Origin of the sequence: Plantactinospora veratri (assembly GCF_036421995.1) — a bacterium.
Lineage (GTDB): Bacteria > Actinomycetota > Actinomycetes > Mycobacteriales > Micromonosporaceae > Plantactinospora > Plantactinospora veratri.
This window is the reverse complement of record NZ_JAZGQL010000004.1, coordinates 139687-154593: the sequence shown is the minus strand read 5'-3', so window position 1 is coordinate 154593 and position 14907 is coordinate 139687. Positions and strand designations below refer to the sequence as shown.

The 14907-nt window shown below is 72.4% G+C and carries 15 protein-coding genes; 7 read left to right on the top strand and 8 right to left on the bottom strand.

The features are described 5' to 3' along the window. Nucleotides 1–73: 73 nt before the first annotated feature. Complete coding sequence (locus V1634_RS05545; protein WP_331206641.1) at nt 74–703, bottom strand: mycothiol-dependent nitroreductase Rv2466c family protein; 630 nt, start codon at nt 701–703, stop codon at nt 74–76. Nucleotides 704–922: 219 nt separating this feature from the next. On the opposite strand from V1634_RS05545, the gene pepN reads away from it, so the two are divergent. Beyond that, nucleotides 923–3475, top strand: a complete 2553-nt coding sequence (pepN, locus tag V1634_RS05540; protein WP_331206769.1) for an aminopeptidase N — start codon at nt 923–925, stop codon at nt 3473–3475. Between the two features lie 428 nt (nt 3476–3903). On the opposite strand, the gene V1634_RS05535 is transcribed toward pepN, so the two are convergent. The 4 genes from V1634_RS05535 to V1634_RS05520 all read right to left on the bottom strand — a co-directional run bounded on the left by V1634_RS05535 (nt 3904) and on the right by V1634_RS05520 (nt 7011). After that, on the bottom strand, nt 3904–4329 hold the full coding sequence (locus V1634_RS05535; protein WP_331206768.1) for a DUF5130 family protein: 426 nt from the start codon (nt 4327–4329) through the stop codon (nt 3904–3906). Nucleotides 4330–4333: 4 nt separating this feature from the next. Continuing rightward, nucleotides 4334–4630, bottom strand: coding sequence for an aa3-type cytochrome oxidase subunit CtaJ (ctaJ, locus tag V1634_RS05530; RefSeq protein ID WP_456238612.1), 297 nt, complete (start codon nt 4628–4630; stop codon nt 4334–4336). 151 nt (nt 4631–4781) lie between these two features. After that, nucleotides 4782–6062 carry a kynureninase gene (gene kynU, locus V1634_RS05525; RefSeq protein ID WP_331206640.1) on the bottom strand — a complete coding sequence of 427 codons (1281 nt, stop codon included), beginning with the start codon at nt 6060–6062 and terminating at the stop codon, nt 4782–4784. Between the two features lie 55 nt (nt 6063–6117). Then, nucleotides 6118–7011: a tryptophan 2,3-dioxygenase gene (locus tag V1634_RS05520; protein WP_331206766.1), complete on the bottom strand. Its 894-nt coding sequence runs from the start codon at nt 7009–7011 to the stop codon at nt 6118–6120. 190 nt (nt 7012–7201) lie between these two features. On the opposite strand from V1634_RS05520, the gene V1634_RS05515 reads away from it, so the two are divergent. The 3 genes from V1634_RS05515 (at nt 7202) to V1634_RS05505 (ending at nt 9166) form a co-directional block, all read left to right on the top strand. Then, nucleotides 7202–7654, top strand: a complete 453-nt coding sequence (locus V1634_RS05515; RefSeq protein WP_331206765.1) for an Lrp/AsnC family transcriptional regulator — start codon at nt 7202–7204, stop codon at nt 7652–7654. Between the two features lie 148 nt (nt 7655–7802). Further along, entirely contained in the window at nt 7803–8324 is a 522-nt protein-coding gene (locus V1634_RS05510; protein WP_331206639.1) for a hypothetical protein, read from the top strand. A 14-nt stretch (nt 8325–8338) separates the two neighbouring features. Beyond that, complete coding sequence (locus tag V1634_RS05505; protein ID WP_331206638.1) at nt 8339–9166, top strand: class F sortase; 828 nt, start codon at nt 8339–8341, stop codon at nt 9164–9166. A gap of 17 nt (nt 9167–9183) precedes the next feature. Here the strand turns inward: V1634_RS05505 and V1634_RS05500 are convergent, their stop codons facing one another. After that, on the bottom strand, nt 9184–9717 hold the full coding sequence (locus tag V1634_RS05500; protein WP_107263344.1) for an HNH endonuclease: 534 nt from the start codon (nt 9715–9717) through the stop codon (nt 9184–9186). A gap of 338 nt (nt 9718–10055) precedes the next feature. On the opposite strand from V1634_RS05500, the gene V1634_RS05495 reads away from it, so the two are divergent. The 3 genes from V1634_RS05495 to V1634_RS05485 all read left to right on the top strand — a co-directional run bounded on the left by V1634_RS05495 (nt 10056) and on the right by V1634_RS05485 (nt 13367). Then, complete coding sequence (locus tag V1634_RS05495) at nt 10056–11114, top strand: mechanosensitive ion channel family protein (RefSeq protein WP_331206637.1); 1059 nt, start codon at nt 10056–10058, stop codon at nt 11112–11114. Between the two features lie 315 nt (nt 11115–11429). Beyond that, the gene (locus tag V1634_RS05490; RefSeq protein ID WP_331206636.1) at nt 11430–12842 is read left to right on the top strand and encodes an MFS transporter; all 1413 of its coding nucleotides are present in this window, start codon (nt 11430–11432) and stop codon (nt 12840–12842) included. 93 nt (nt 12843–12935) lie between these two features. After that, nucleotides 12936–13367: a globin gene (locus tag V1634_RS05485; RefSeq protein WP_331206635.1), complete on the top strand. Its 432-nt coding sequence runs from the start codon at nt 12936–12938 to the stop codon at nt 13365–13367. Nucleotides 13368–13392: 25 nt separating this feature from the next. On the opposite strand, the gene V1634_RS05480 is transcribed toward V1634_RS05485, so the two are convergent. Both V1634_RS05480 and V1634_RS05475 read right to left on the bottom strand, forming a co-directional pair. Then, nucleotides 13393–13995, bottom strand: coding sequence for a type III secretion system chaperone family protein (locus tag V1634_RS05480; RefSeq protein WP_331206634.1), 603 nt, complete (start codon nt 13993–13995; stop codon nt 13393–13395). Nucleotides 13996–14126: 131 nt separating this feature from the next. Then, the gene (locus V1634_RS05475) at nt 14127–14879 is read right to left on the bottom strand and encodes a hypothetical protein (RefSeq protein WP_331206633.1); all 753 of its coding nucleotides are present in this window, start codon (nt 14877–14879) and stop codon (nt 14127–14129) included. Nucleotides 14880–14907: the final 28 nt, after the last annotated feature.

Genomic DNA, 14907 nt, shown 5'->3' with positions numbered 1-14907 from the left:
ATACCCCGGTCGTTTCCACCCCGTGGGCGGCCCGACCGGCGGAGAGTACCGGCCGGACCGCCCGGCGGCGCGCTCAGTCGAAGCTCGGCGCCTCGGTACGGGTCCGCTTCAGCTCGTAGAAGCCGGGCGTGCCGGCGACCAGGAGTACGCCGTCCCAGAGCCGGCCGGCCGCCTCGCCCTTCGGGGCCGGGGTGATCACCGGGCCGAAGAACGCGACGGTCTCCCCCGGCACCGGACCGGGAGCGTGGACCACCGGCGTGCCGACGTCCTGGCCGACCGGCTTCATCCCGGCGTTGTGGCTGGCCCGCAGCGCCTCGTCGTACTCGGTCGAGTCGGCGGCCTCGGCCAGCGCCGGGTCCAGCCCGACCTCGGCCAGCGCCGCCCGGTACAGCTCCGGGCCGCGCTCCTCCTTGGCCAGGTGGATCCGGTTACCGAGCGCGGTGTAGAGCTTGCCGACCGCCTCGGAGCCGTGCCGCTGCTCGACCGCGATGCAGATCCGCACCGGTCCCCAGGCGGTCTTCAGCCCCTCCCGGTACTGCTCGGGAAGGTCCTCCCGGCCCTCGTTCAGCACCGAGAGGCTCATCACCCGGAACCGGATGTCGACGGGGCGTACCCGCTCCACCTCCAGCAGCCACCGGGAGGTGATCCAGGCCCAGGGGCAGGTCGGGTCGAAGAACATGTCAACGGACGCGCGCTCGGACACGGCGCGACTCCCTTCGTCGTCGGGGCAGCCGGAATCGGCGGCACCGTTACAGATCTTCACCCGTGTACGCCGTCGCCGACAGCGGGATGAGACCGTGACCTGGAGCACCAGTGGCATTCCCGCCGGCATGAAACACTCGACGTCGAGCCGTGGGGATGGCTCGGTGCTGTCAACGGGGACAGCCAGCGGGAAGACCGGATGGAGATTCACGTGCCAGGAGTGCGTAACCTGACCCAGGTCGAGGCGACGGACCGGGGTCGTCTGCTCGACGTCACCGGCTATGACATCCGCCTGGACCTGTCGTCCGCCGGGCGGGGCGCGGACAGCCGCACCTTCCGCTCGACGACCGAGGTCCGGTTCCGGTGCGCGGATCCGGGTGCCACCACCTTCATCGAGGTGGCCGCCGATTCGGTACGCGCCGCGACGCTGAACGGCACCCCGGTCGACCTCTCCGGCTGGTCGGCCGAGGACGGGCTCACCCTCACCGGTCTGGCCGCCGAGAACACCCTGGTCGTGGATGCCGACTTCCTCTACTCCTCCAGCGGTCAGGGGCTGCACCGCAGCGTCGACCCGGTGGACGGCGAAACCTATCTCTACAGCCAGTTCGAGACCGCCGACGCGCAGCGGGTCTTCGCCTGCTTCGACCAGCCGGACCTGAAGAGCGTCTTCACCTGGCACGCGACCGTGCCGGCGCACTGGCGGGTCATCTCCAACATGCCGATCAGCGGTGAGGAGCCGGCCGGCACCGACACCAGGACGATCCACTTCGCCGAGTCGGTCCGGATGAGCACCTACATCACCGCACTCTGCGCCGGTCCCTACCACGAGGTGCGGTACACCCACGACGGTCTCGACCTCGGCTACTTCTGCCGGGCCAGCATGGCGCCGCACCTCGACTCGGCGGACCTGAACCTGATCACCGTCCAGGGCTTCGACTTCTTCCACCAGCAGTTCGGCGTCCGCTATCCGCTGCCCAAGTACGACCAGGTGTGGGTGCCGGACTTCAACGCCGGCGCGATGGAGAACTTCGGCTGTGTCACGCACGCCGAGGCGCACTACCTGTTCCGGTCCCAGGAGACCGACTTCGAGTACGAGCAGCGGGCCAACACGATCCTGCACGAGCTGGCCCACATGTGGTTCGGCGACCTGGTCACCATGCGCTGGTGGAACGACCTGTGGCTGAACGAGTCGTTCGCCGAGTGGGCCAGCCACTGGGCCAACACCAACGCCACCCGGTTCTCCGACGCCTGGACGACCTTCCTCTCCATCCGGAAGAACTGGGGCTACCGGCAGGACCAGCTCTCCTCCACGCACCCGGTCTACTGCGAGATGCCGGACCTGGAGGCCGTCGAGGTCAACTTCGACGGCATCACGTACGCCAAGGGCGCCAGCGTGCTCAAGCAGCTCGTCGCGTACGTCGGGGAGGCGCCGTTCCTGGAGGGCCTGCGCAGCTACTTCGGCAAGTACGCCTGGGGCAACGCCACCTTCGACGACCTGCTCACCGAGCTGGAGGCGGCCTCCGGCCGGGAGCTGCGCAAGTTCGCCGCCGAGTGGCTGGAGACGTCGCAGGTCAACACGCTCCGCCCGGAGGTGTCGATCGGCCCGGACGGGACGTACGAGTCGGTGGTGGTCCGGCAGGAGGCACCGAGCGAGCACCCGACGCTGCGTACGCACCGGATCGGGGTGGGCCTCTACGACCTGCGGGACGGCCGGCTGGTCCGGCGGGACCGGATCGAGGTCGACGTGGCCGGCGAGCGTACCGAGCTGCCCCAGCTCGCCGGCGTCGCGGCGCCGGACGTGCTGCTGCTCAACGACGACGACCTGACCTACGCCAAACTGCGGCTGGACGAGCGGTCCATGGCGACGGTGGTCCGGCACATCGCCGCGTTCGAGTCGTCGCTGGCCCGGGGCCTGTGCTGGGCCGCCGCCTGGGACATGGTCCGGGACGCCGAACTGGCCGCCCGGGACTACGTGGCGCTGGCGCTGGCCGGGCTGCCCGCCGAGACCGACATCAACCTGGTCACCGCGACGCTGCGGCAGGTCGCCGCCACGCTCACCTCGTACGCCGCGCCGGAGTGGGCGCCGACCGGCTGGGCGGAGTTCGCGCGTACCGCGGCGACCGCACTGCGCGCCGCCGAGCCGGGCAGCGGCCTGCAACTGGCCTGGGCCCGGACCTACGCATCGGCGGCCCGCAGCGACGAGGAGCTGGCCGTGCTCCGGGGCTGGCTGGACGGTGCCGGGGTGCCGGACGGGCTGGCCGTCGACACCGAACTGCGCTGGACCGTCCTTCGTGCCCTGGTCGCGGGCGGGGCGGCGGGGCGGGCCGAGGTGGACGCCGAGCTGGCCGCCGACCGCACGTCGAGCGGCGAGCGGGAGGCCGCGCTCGCGCACGCGCTGCTGCCCACCGCCGAGAACAAGGAGACGGTGTGGCGCACCCTGACCGGGGACGAGGCGCTGCCGAACTGGCGGCACCGGGCGCTGCTCCAGGGTTTCCAGCATCCGGCGCAGGTCGAGCTGACCGCGCCGTACGCCGAGCGGTTCTTCCAGGTCGTCGGCCAGATCTGGAAGAACCGCGACAGCGAGCCGGCGCAGGAGTTCGTGATGCTGGCCTACCCGGCGTACCAGATCACCGAGGAGACCATCCGGCTGACCGACACCTGGCTGGCCGAGTCGGGGCATCCGGCGCCGCTGCGCCGGCTGGTCGCCGAGGGCCGCGACGGGGTGGTCAGGGCGATCCGGGCGCGGGCCAAGGACGCCGCCTCGCCGGCCTGACCGCGCCGCCGAACTGACCGCCGCCGGGCGCCGGATCCGATCCGACGCCCGGCGCCGTCGTCGCGCCCGGAAGCGATTCGGGTACGGCCACCGGGCGCGCCCCGTTCCGTCCGCCAACCAGGTCCGGGCGGTGCCGGGACGACCGGTTCACCAAGCTGAGCCTGTACGCCGAGGCCGGCATCGAGTCGTACTGGCGGATCGAACGCGCCGAGCGGGGCCGATCGCCCACCTCTACCTGCGCGCCCCCGCCGGCCACTACGAGCTGCTCCACTCGGTCCCCTCGACCGGCGCGGAGCTGGTCGAGGTGCCGTTCCCGGTGCGGGTCGTCCCGGGCAGCTGGCTGGGCTGACCGGCCGCCTGGCCGAGTGCCGGGGCGGCCGGGCAGCTACTCGGACGAGCGCGGGAACCGGCCGGACGAGCGCGCCGGGTCAGGCGGCGCGGCCGGCCCGGGTGGCGAGCTGGTCCAGCCCGCTGACGATGCCCCCGGTCAGGTCGCCGCCGCCGAAGGCGGCCACCATGGAGAGCGCGGCCAACTTGGCGTCCCGGTCCGGGATCCGCTTGCGTGCCTCGGAGCCGGTGACGACCTCCAGCACCCGCTGGTTCGGCGAGAGCGCGACGAGTACGGCGCGGGCCGGGTCGACCAGCTCCAGGTGCAGCCGCTGCGCGTGTTCGCGTACCGGTTCGGTCAGCGGGCCGACGTAGACGGTGAAGACCAGGCCGGTCGACTCGTCGGCGATCCGCAGCGCCTCGTCGATCCGGAGGAGCTGGCGGGTGGTGAACGGCCCGTCGAGCACGTCCGGCCGGGTGGTGGCGCTCGGCCCGACCTCGGCCTCGGGCCGTTCGGCCGTCGCCACGCTCTTACCAGCGGTCACTTGCGCCCCCTGTCACGCCGGCGCGCTTCGGCGCGCTGATGGTCTCGATCTCGCCGCTGCTCAGGGCCCGGGCCTCGGCGCCGGCCGGCAGCGCGTTCCGGGCGGACTCGGTCAGGTGCTCGGGCGAGGAGAGGAACCAGACCGGAGTGAACTCGAAGGGCCGCCCCGGGCGGTAACGCCGGGCGTTACGGCCGCTCTTGCCGGCCCGGGCCAGCACGGTGATCAGGAGCACCGCGGCGGTCGGGATGGCAACGAAGACCAGCAACGTGTCGGAAACAGACAACCTCAACGCCCCCAGGCGAAAACGGGATCATCGTGCCGGTCGGCGCAGGTGGCGAAGGTGTCCACCCGACCGACCCGGTCGCCGTTCACGGTATCGGAAACCGCCGCCCACCAGATCTCGGGGTGCCGATCCGGCCCGGGCGGCGCTCGGATCAGGCCGCGTCGACGAGCCGGGCCAGCGCCTCGGCCGCCCGCCAGCAGTCGTGGTGGGTCGAGTAGAGCGGTACCGGGGCGAGCCGGATCACGTCCGGCTCCCGGTCGTCAACGACCACCCCGTACTCCTGGGAGAGCCGCTTGGTCAGCGCGGCGGCCCCGCCCTGGCCGATCCGGACGGAGAGCTGGCAGCCGCGCCGGGCCGGGTCGCGCGGGGTGAGCACGGTGAGGGGCCGGCCGGGGGTGATCTGGTCGAGCAGTCCTTCGAGATAGCCGGTCAACCGCGCGCTGCGGGCCCGCAGCGCGGGCATCCCGACCTGCTCGAAGATGGCCAGGGCGCTGCGCATCGGCGCCATCGCCAGTACCGGCGGATTGGAGATCAGCCACGCCTCCACGGTGGCCGGTGGCCGGGAGACCGGTGCCATCTCGAACCGGGTCGCCTCGTCAGTGCCCCACCAGCCCTCGAACCGGTCGATCGCCGGGTCGCCGAGGTGCCGTTCGTGCACGAACGCCCCGGCCAACGCCCCCGGCCCCGAGTTCAGGTACTTGTAGGTGCACCAGGCGGCGAAGTCCACGTCCCAGTCGTGCAGCGCCAGCGGTACGTTGCCGACCGCGTGCGCGAGGTCCCAGCCGACCAGGGCGCCGGTCCGGTGCCCCGCCCGGGTGATCTCCGGGATGTCCATCAGCTCGCCGGTCAGGTAGTTGACCCCGCCGAGCAGGACCAGCGCCACCCGCTGCCCCTCCCGGTCGAGGTAGTCGACGACATCCTCGGTACGCAGGGTCTCCTCGCCGGGACGCGGGCGCAGCCGGACGACGGTCTCGTCCGGGTCCAGTCCGTGGTGCCGGGCCTGGCTGCGTACGGCGTAGCTGTCGGAGGGGAAGGCGCCGTCCTCGATCAGGATCCGGTCCCGGCCGGCCGTCGGCCGGTAGAACGAGACCATCAGCAGGTGCAGGTTGACCGTCAGCGAGTTCATCACCACGGTCTCGGCCGGCAGCGCGCCGACCAGCGAGGCGCTCGGCCCGGTGAGCGAGCGGTACGACGGCACCCACGGCCGGTCGCCGGAGAAGTGCCCCGAGACCCCGAGCCTGGCCCAGGTCTCCAGTTCGGCGTCGAGATCGGCGCGGGCGGCCCGGGGTTGCAGCCCGAGTGAGTTGCCGACCAGGTAGGCGGCCTCGGCGTACCGGCCGCCCTCGGCCGGGGGCACGTGGAAGAGGTGCCGGTGACCGGGGTCGGCCTCGTCACGGCGCCGGGCCGCCTCCTCCTGCTCCGGGGTGGTCATCCGCTCGTCACTCCTCAATTCGCTCGCCCTCGGCACGGAACGGTAGCTGCCGGCCCTACATGTCGGTCCGGGCGGCCCACAGCTCGGGGAAGACCTCCCGGGCCATGCTCCGGCGCAGCCAGGCCGCGCCGGCCGATCCGCCGGTGCCGACCTTGGCACCCATGGTCCGGCGTACCGCCTTGAGGTGCTGGTGGCGCCAGTCGTCGAACTGCTCGGCGATCTCCACCAGGGTCTCGCCGAGCTGTCGCAGGTGGTTGTCGGGTCCGGTGTCGGCGTAGATCTCCACCCAGGCGGCGGTCAGCTCGGCGCTCGGCTCGGCGTCGCCGGAGAAGTCCCGGTGCAGCAGCGTCTCCGGCAGCGCGAAGCCGCGACGGGCCAGCAGGGCGGTCACCTCGTCCCAGAGGCTCGGCGCCCGGAGCGTCTCCACCAGTTCGGCGTAGACCTCCGGCTGCCGGTGGAAGGGCCGGACCAGGGTGGCGGACTTCAGCCCGAGCAGGAACTCCAACTGCCGGTACATCGCGGACTGGAATCCGGAGCCCTCGCCGAGCAGGTTGCGGAACCGGTTGAAGTCCGCCGGAGTCATCCAGCGCAGTCCCCGCCAGGCCGCGTTCAGCCCCTCCAGGTGCAGCGCCGCCCGGTGCAGCGGGGCGAGCGCGCCCCACAGGTCGTCGGCGCGCAGCCGCTGCCGCGCCTCGCGCAGTTCGAAGCAGGTCAGCCCGAAGTACAGCTCCATGATCTGGCTGACCATCAGGAACGACATCTCGCCCGGATCCCGGCTCAGCGGCTGCTGGAGACGGTGCAGCGTACTCGCGTGCACGTACGCCTCGTACGGCGTCCGCCCGGCCGGTTCCAGGGTCGGCTCGCCGCCGTTGGCCGCCGCCCGGGCGGCCCGCTGCGCGGCGTTCACCGGGCGTACCCGGGGTCGGCCGGGTCGCCGCTGCCGCTGGATGCTCTCCACCGTCGCCTCCGTTCCGTCACGCACTACCGTCATGATCTCCCCGGTCCGGTGCCGGACGGAATGCCGGACCAACGGCACTACCGGCCCGGATTCGGCGCTTCTGCGGTTCGGTGTTGAATTGGCTTAACGTTTGAAAGGTCGATCCGAGATTCAGGATTAGGTCACTGAGAGTGAGGCAGTGGTGGACGACATGGACTGGGCACTGCTGCGGGAACTCCAGGCCGACGCCCGGCTCTCGTTCAGTGAACTCTCCCGCCGGGTGCACCTCTCCCCGCCGGCCGTCGCCGAACGGGTCCGCCGGCTGGAGGAGTCCGGCGTGGTGACCGGGTACCACGCGCACGTCGACCTGGCCCGGGCCGGCCGGAACGTGGTGGCGATGATCCGGATGTCCTGTTACGGGGCGCGTTGCATCCTCCGCGACCCGGACGTGCCGGGGTGGCCGGAAATCCTGGAGATCCACCGGATCACCGGGGACGCCTGCTCGATGCTGAAGGTCGCCGCCGAGTCGATCGAGGCGTTCGAGCAGGTCATCGACCGTCTCGCCCCGTACGGGCAGCCGTCGAGCACGATGGTGCTCTCCAGCCCGCTGGACTGGCACCCGGTGCTGCCGATCCCACCCGCGTCAGGCGTCTGACCAGGGCGATCGTCCGGTTGTCGGCCCGCCGGGGGCGTGTGTGCGCCGGACCGGTGGGAACACGTCCCCCGACGACGGTCGCGCACCCGACCCGTGCGGCGATGCGACGGGTGCCCGGCCGAGGGGATGCACCGTCGGGGAGGACGTCATGCGCACTGCCAAGGTCGTCGGCCGTACGATCGCCGCCGGTGTCACCGTTGCCGCGCTGGTCCCCGGGCCGCTGCTCGGGAACGTGGGCGCGGTACGGGCCGGACCGAACACCTTCGTCGAGGTGACGCCGAACACCGCCCAGGCGGGTACCCGGGTCAACATCCGGGCGAGCTGCGACGGCGCGAACAACCAGCAGGCGACGGTGCACTCGGACGCGTTCGGCCGGGTGATCGTACGCCCCGACAACGGTTTCCTCACCGGGTCGGTGACGATTCCGGGCAGCAAGGCGCCCGGGGCGTACGCGGTCAACCTGGCCTGCCAGCAGAACGGCAACAACGCCACCACCACGCTGACCGTGGTGAACATGAGTCAGGGCAGTCAGGGGCCGGCCACCGGTGGCGGCGGTACGGCCGGCGGCCCGGGCGGGACGCTGATGATCGCCGGTGGTCTCGGCATCGTCGTGCTCGCGATCGGGTTCGGCGTGGCCGGCCGGCGGCGGCGTACCGAACCGAGTAGCTGACCCGCGGACCGACGATGTTCCGCCCTCCCACCGCCGGTGGCGCGTGGCGGGACCGGACGGGTCGGTGGTGGGCGCGTACCGACCGGTGGCGACGCCGGACGGTCCGGCTCGCCCGCCAGGCCACTGCGGCGAGCATCACCAGCCCGGATCCGGCCGACGGCACCCCGCCCGGCACCCTGGCCGCCGAGCCACCCCGGCCGGCCCGCCGGGCGGGTCGACGCCGTTGGGCCCGCCGCCCCGGGCCGGTACCGGTGATCACCCTGCTGCTGGGCATCCTCGTCACCCTCTTCGGGGTGCAGAGCGTCACCGGGATCGCCCTGCTGCCCAGCGGGCTGCCGTTCGGCGCCCCGGCGCCGCCCCGCAAGTTCCCGGTGCTGGAGTCGAGCCCGCCGGTCGCGATCGGCATCCGGTCGCTCGACCTGAGCGCCCCGGTGCACCCGGTCGGGGTCGCACCGGACGGCACCATCGAGGTGCCGGCCTCGGACCGCCGCGACGAGGCCGGCTGGTACAGCCAGAGCCCGACCCCCGGCCAGTACGGGCCGTCGGTGATCGTCGGGCACGTCGACACCCGGACCGGGCCGGCCGTCTTCCACGACCTGGCCGGGCTGCGCCCCGGCGCGAAGATCGAGGTGGACCGGGAGGACGAGTCGGTGGCGGTCTTCGAGGTCAACTCCGTCCGGCGGTTCAACAAGTCCGAGCTGCCGGTCGACCAGGTCTACGGCGACTTCAGCCGGCCGTCGCTGCGGCTGATCACCTGCGGCGGGCGCTGGGTCGGCGGTTCCGTCGGGTACGCCGACAACGTCATCGTCTTCGCGTCCCTGGTCTCGGCCCGGCACACCTGAGCCAGCGTGCCGTCGGCTCAGGCCGCCTCGGCCTCGCGCAGGTCCAGCCAGTCGGCCCAGCGCGGGTCCGGTGCCCGGTGTCCCAGCACCCGCCACGCGATGCCCTTCGGCGCGGTCGGCAGCGAGTGCAGCCGCCAGCCCAGCTCCGCCGGAGTCTTGTCGCCCTTGGTGTGGTTGCACTTCGCGCAGGCCGCGACGACGTTCTCCCAGGCGTGCCGGCCGCCCCGGCTGCGCGGGAAGACGTGGTCGATGGTCTCGGCCGGGCCCCGGCAGTAGACGCAGCGCCAGTTGTCCCGGGCGAAGATGGCCCGGCGGGAGAGTCCGACATGCGTCCGGTAGGGCACCCGGACGAACCGGGTCAGCCGGACGACCGACGGCACCGGCAGGGAGTTGCGGGCGCTGTGCAGGATCCCCTCCCCGTCGGCCACACAGACGGCCTTGGCGGAGAGAACCAGGATGGCGGCTCGACGCACTGAAACGACACACAGCGGCTCATAGGTGGCATTGAGCACCAACGCTCCGGAGCCCACCGTGGGTCGTATGTCAGGCATCGCGCTCACCCTCTCGGTTGTTTCTCGTCCGCTCCCTCGCCCGCCTGGTGCCGGCCGGCGCCCCGGCGCCGGTCGGCAGGGACCGACCGACCGCCAAGACCACGGCCGACGCCGGCAGATCACCGGCGTCCGTGCGCCAATAGTCCCCGATAGCTGGCGCGATTGCACGTACTAATCGGGGGTCCCGCAGAAAGCTTTCACGTCCCCGTGGCAAGATGACCGGTTCCGTCCCGACCCCCCGACCCGGGCGGGCGGGCACCGGCCGCGGGACGGGGCGTCCGCCACGTGCCGGCGGGTCGGCCGCGACCGGTGGACGCCGGTACGGTACGAAGGCATTCGTGAACCCCGCGACGCTGATCACCGCCGCCGTGCTCGGAACGCCACCGGCCGAGACGCCGGAACCGAAGCCGAGTTGCCTGGACAACCCGTTCTGCGACCAGGTCTACCGGGTGACCAAGTCGGCGTGGTTCGCCGAGGGGAGCAACCTCTTCCTGATCAAGCCGGCCACGATCCTGCTGATCCTGCTGGTGGCGGTCCTGCTCCGCTTCCTGCTGCACCGCACGATCAACCGGCTGGTGCGGAGCACCTCGGAGAGCCGGATCCCGGCGGTGCTCCGGCCACTGCGGGAACGGATTCCCAGCGCCGCGCCCGACCCGCAGGCCGTGGTACCCGAACGGCGCCGGCAGCGGGCCGAGGCGATCGGCTCGGTGCTGCGCAGCATGACCACGGCGGTGGTCTTCGCGATCGCCGTGTTGCAGATCCTCAGCGAGCTCAGCTTCGACCTGGCCCCGCTGCTGGCCAGTGCCGGCATCGCCGGTCTGGCCCTCGGCTTCGGCGCCCAGACGCTGGTCAAGGACCTGCTCGCCGGGCTGTTCATGCTGCTGGAGGACCAGTACGGGGTCGGCGACACGGTGGACCTCGGCGAGGCGACCGGGGTGGTCGAGGCGGTCGGCCTGCGGATCACCACGGTCCGGGACGCCCGGGGAGTCGTCTGGTACATCCGCAACGGCGAGATCATCCGGGTCGGCAACAAGAGCCAGGGCTGGGCGATGGTCGTGGTGGACATGCCGATCGGCTTCGCCCGTACCGAGGAGGCCACCGCCGTGCTGCGGACCGCCGCCGCCTCGGTCGCGGTCGACCCGGAGCTGGCGCCGGAGCTGGTGGAGCCGCCTGAGGTGGTCGGGGTCGAGCAGATCACCGTGGACGGTTCGGTGATCCGCACGGTCGCCAAGACGACCGCCGAGGGGCAGTTCGCGGTCGCCCGGGAACTGCGCCGCCGGCTGGCCGAGGCGCTGGAGAACTCCGGCATCACCGCCGGCATCGCGGCGACCAGGATGTTCCCCCGGCCGTCGACCCCACCGGCCGACGGGGAGACCGGCCAGGGTGGAGCGACCTGAGGCCGCCCCTTTCGGGTACGGCGGCAGCCGCCCCGCCGACCGGGTGACCCGGCATCGGTACGGGGCGGTGCCAACTACGCCGGACGGCGCCGTACGGGTACCGGATGGCCTGGCCGGAGGGCCGGCCGTCAGGGGTCGCGTACCGCGCGGGCGGTCGGGTATGGTCCGTTCGACCAGTCAGAGATGTGACGATCTATCCGTTCGCCCTAGCCAGCCGTCATACGATCGGGCAGAATCCAGAACTAGCTCCCTCCCGGAGCGTAACGAAGACCTTGCTGATCAGAACGTCTGAAACGTTCCCGGCAGCCCCATCACATGTGGTCAGCGGTCGAGAACGATGGAGGCCCACCGGTGTCCGAAGAGACACACACTCCCGAGCGGCCGGCAACCTATCGGGAAGTGTTTGCCCAGCGTGAATACCGGGCGGTCTTCGCGGCCACCGTACTGACCTGGACCGGCGACTATCTCGCCAAGGCCGCCGTGACCCTGCTGGTCTATCAGCAGAGCCAGTCCGTCGCCCTCTCCGCAGCCGCCTTCGCCACCAGCTACCTTCCGTGGCTGATCGGTGGCCCGCTCCTCACCACCCTCGCCGACCGGTACCCGTACCGGACGGTCATGGTGATCTGCGACCTCGTCCGGCTGCCGCTCTACGCGGCCATCGCGATCGACGGCCTGGACACACCGGTGATCCTGGCGTTGCTCTTCGCGGCGACCCTGGCGAATCCGCCCAGCCAGGCGGCCCGGTCCGCGATGCTCCCCCTGCTGCTCACCGGAGACCGGCTGGTCGTCGCACTCGCCCTGCAGGGCAGCGTGGGGCAGGCGGCGCAGGTCGTCGGCTACGCGGTCGGGGCCGGCATCGCGCTCTACAGCCCGGCCCTGGCCCTGCTGCTCAACGCCGTCGCCTTCGGCGTCTCCGCGGTGATCATCTGGTTCGGCGTCCGGCACCGGCCCGCCGTGCCGCCCGAGCGGGGCCGGCGGCACCTGCTCCGGGAGACCGGCGCCGGTTTCGCCCTGGTCTTCGGCACCCCGGTGCTGCGGGCCATCGCGATCATGGTGTTCTGCGCGATGCTCTTCGCGATCGTCCCCGAGGGGCTGGCCGCGGCCTGGGCCACTGATCTCGCGGGTTCGGGCGCCGACCGGAGCGTCACCCAGGCGCTGATCATGGTCGCCGCACCGGCCGGTTTCATCCTCGGCGGCGTACTGGTCGGCCGGACCCTCCGGCCGGACCTGCGCCGGGCCCTGGTCCGGGTGTTCGGGGTACTCGCGCCGCTGGCCCTGGTGCCCGCCCTCTTCAACCCGCCGCCGGTGGTGGTCGCGCTGCTGGCGGCGATCGCCGGCTTCGCGGTCGCCGGGCTGTTGCCGGTGACGAACGGGCTGTTCGTGCTGGCCCTGCCGCACGGCTACCGGGCCCGGGCCAACGGCGTGATGAACACCGGCGTGCAGGTGACGCAGGGCCTGGCGGTGCTCGTCACCGGCCTGCTGGCCGAGCGGTTCACCATCCCCCGGGTGGTGGGGGTGTGGAGCGCCGCCGGGGTGCTGCTGATGCTGTTGCTGGCGCTGCGCTGGCCGCAGCCGGAGCGGTTCGACGCGGCGATCGCGGAGGCCCAGCGCCGCTCCGCCGACCGGGAGGCGGCGGCCGGAGCGGCCCGGCCGGGACAGCACCCCGCACCGACCTCCCCGCCCAATCCCAGGCCGCCCTCCTCCGAGGCCGGCATCGGCGCGGTCTGATCCCCCCGCCCACCGCTGAGATGTGAGCGAGCCCGCACCGGGGGCACGGCACAGACTGCCGACGATCGCCCACCCGAATGGCAGGATGGAGCGGTGAATCCCGCAGGTGAGCGAGAGCAGACCCGCCCGTCGCCGACCTTCTTCGAGGAGATCGGCGGCGAACCGACCTTCCGGAGACTGGTCGACGAGTTCTACGCGGGTGTCGCCACCGATCCGGTGCTCCGGCCGATGTACCCGGAGGCGGACCTCGGTCCGGCGGCGGATCGGCTGCGGCTCTTCCTGATCCAGTACTGGGGTGGCCCGAACACCTACTCGGCGCAGCGCGGGCATCCCCGGCTCCGGATGCGGCACGCGCCGTACCGGGTCGGGCCGGTCGAGCGGGACGCCTGGCTGCGACACATGCGGCAGGCCGTGGACCGGCTGGAGTTGTCGCCGGAGCAGCACGAGACCCTGTGGCAGTACCTGGAGCGGGCCGCGTACTTCATGGTCAACACGATGGACGAGACGCCGGGGCCGGCGCACTGAGCGCTGCCTCGGCCGGGGACCGCCCCTAGAGCAGCGCGCCCTCGTCGTGCAGCCAGTCGACGAAGGTGGTCGCCACGGCGGCTCCACAGTCCAGCATCTCGACGAGCAGGGCGTCGTGCGCACCGGCGCTCAACGGCACCTGCAACTCGGCGTAGATGGGCAGCTGGCCGCGCTCGGTGGGGTCACCGACGTACGCCTTGCAGAACCGCCGGGTGTGGTTCCACTCGTTGACCACCCGGTAGGCCCGGTCGGCCCAGTCCGGCGGGACGGTGGAGTGCGGACGGGCCCGCATGACGAGGATCTCGTCGTCCGGCCCCTCCAGGGCGAACAGCACGGCGTGCCGCTCCCACATGGCCAGCAGGCTGCCGTCGCCGTCGGCGAGATAACGGACGTCGAGCAGGTCCAGCGCGTCGCCGACCCGGCGGAGCGTCACCGGCGCGATCACCGGGGGAATCTCCCTGATCGAGGCCCGGTCCCCCGGCCGGGCGTCGGGCTCCGGTCGGGAGTCGTGATCCGGCTCCCGAGGTGCCGGCGGCCCGACCCGGACGGCACCTTCCGACGCGATCCTGCTTCGAGTTTCCGGCTCGCCGCCACCGGCGTGGCCGGGGCGCCATGACCACCACGGCATCGCTTGCGCACCTCACTCCCCAGCGGATCCACGTGCCTACGTTGCGTTGGATCCGAGGCCCGACGGTACCCGTACAGCCGGCTCGAAGCACCCCCCCAACTACAGCCCCAGGACGGTTGGACCATGCCGCCTCATCCGTTCGGATGATCACGCGCCGGTTTTATCGCAAGCTGACTGACTTTCTGTGACCATGCCACTCCGAATGGTGCGGCCAATCCGACCCAACGACCCATGATCCGCACCCGTACGGCGTCCTGCCCGGGTGCGCCGGAGGAGCCGAGAAAGCCCATCCGGACGATGGCCTGGACCAGCCGTTGAGAGATCTCGATCCGGCCGCCGCCGGAGACCGGATCGGTGCCGGCGGTGCCGGCGGTGGGTACCGGATCGGTGCTGGTCGATGGCGCGGTCACCACCACCGCGACGTGGTCGAGCAGGGCGTCCCGGACCGCGCGCTGGCCGACCGCCCGGCCGGCGACGCCCTCGACGGCGGCACCGCGCAGCGTCTGGGCCGCCGCCACCGCGATCCGGCGCAACTCGGCACCGGCGATCGTCTCCACCACCGTGCCGGGCCCGCCCGGCACCGGCCAGCGCCAGTCGGCGTCCCGGCGGCGGGGCAACGCCGCACCGCCCCGGCCGAGTTCGGCCAGCAGTTCGGCGGCGGAGACCGTGGCGTCGCCCGGGCCGACCCCGGCGACCACCCGGCCCACCAGCACCTCCCAGGGCAGCCGCGCCCAGAGTACGGTCCGTTCCGGTGCCCCGGGCGCCGCACCGGGCGCCCCGGAGCGGAGCCGGACCACCGCGCCCGGGTCGAGCCGGGTCAACCGGGCCAGGAAGGCACCGGCGTCCGGCAGGCCGGAGAGCCCGTGCCCATTACCCTGCGCCACCGACGCACCGGCCGTAGCCTTCTCCGCA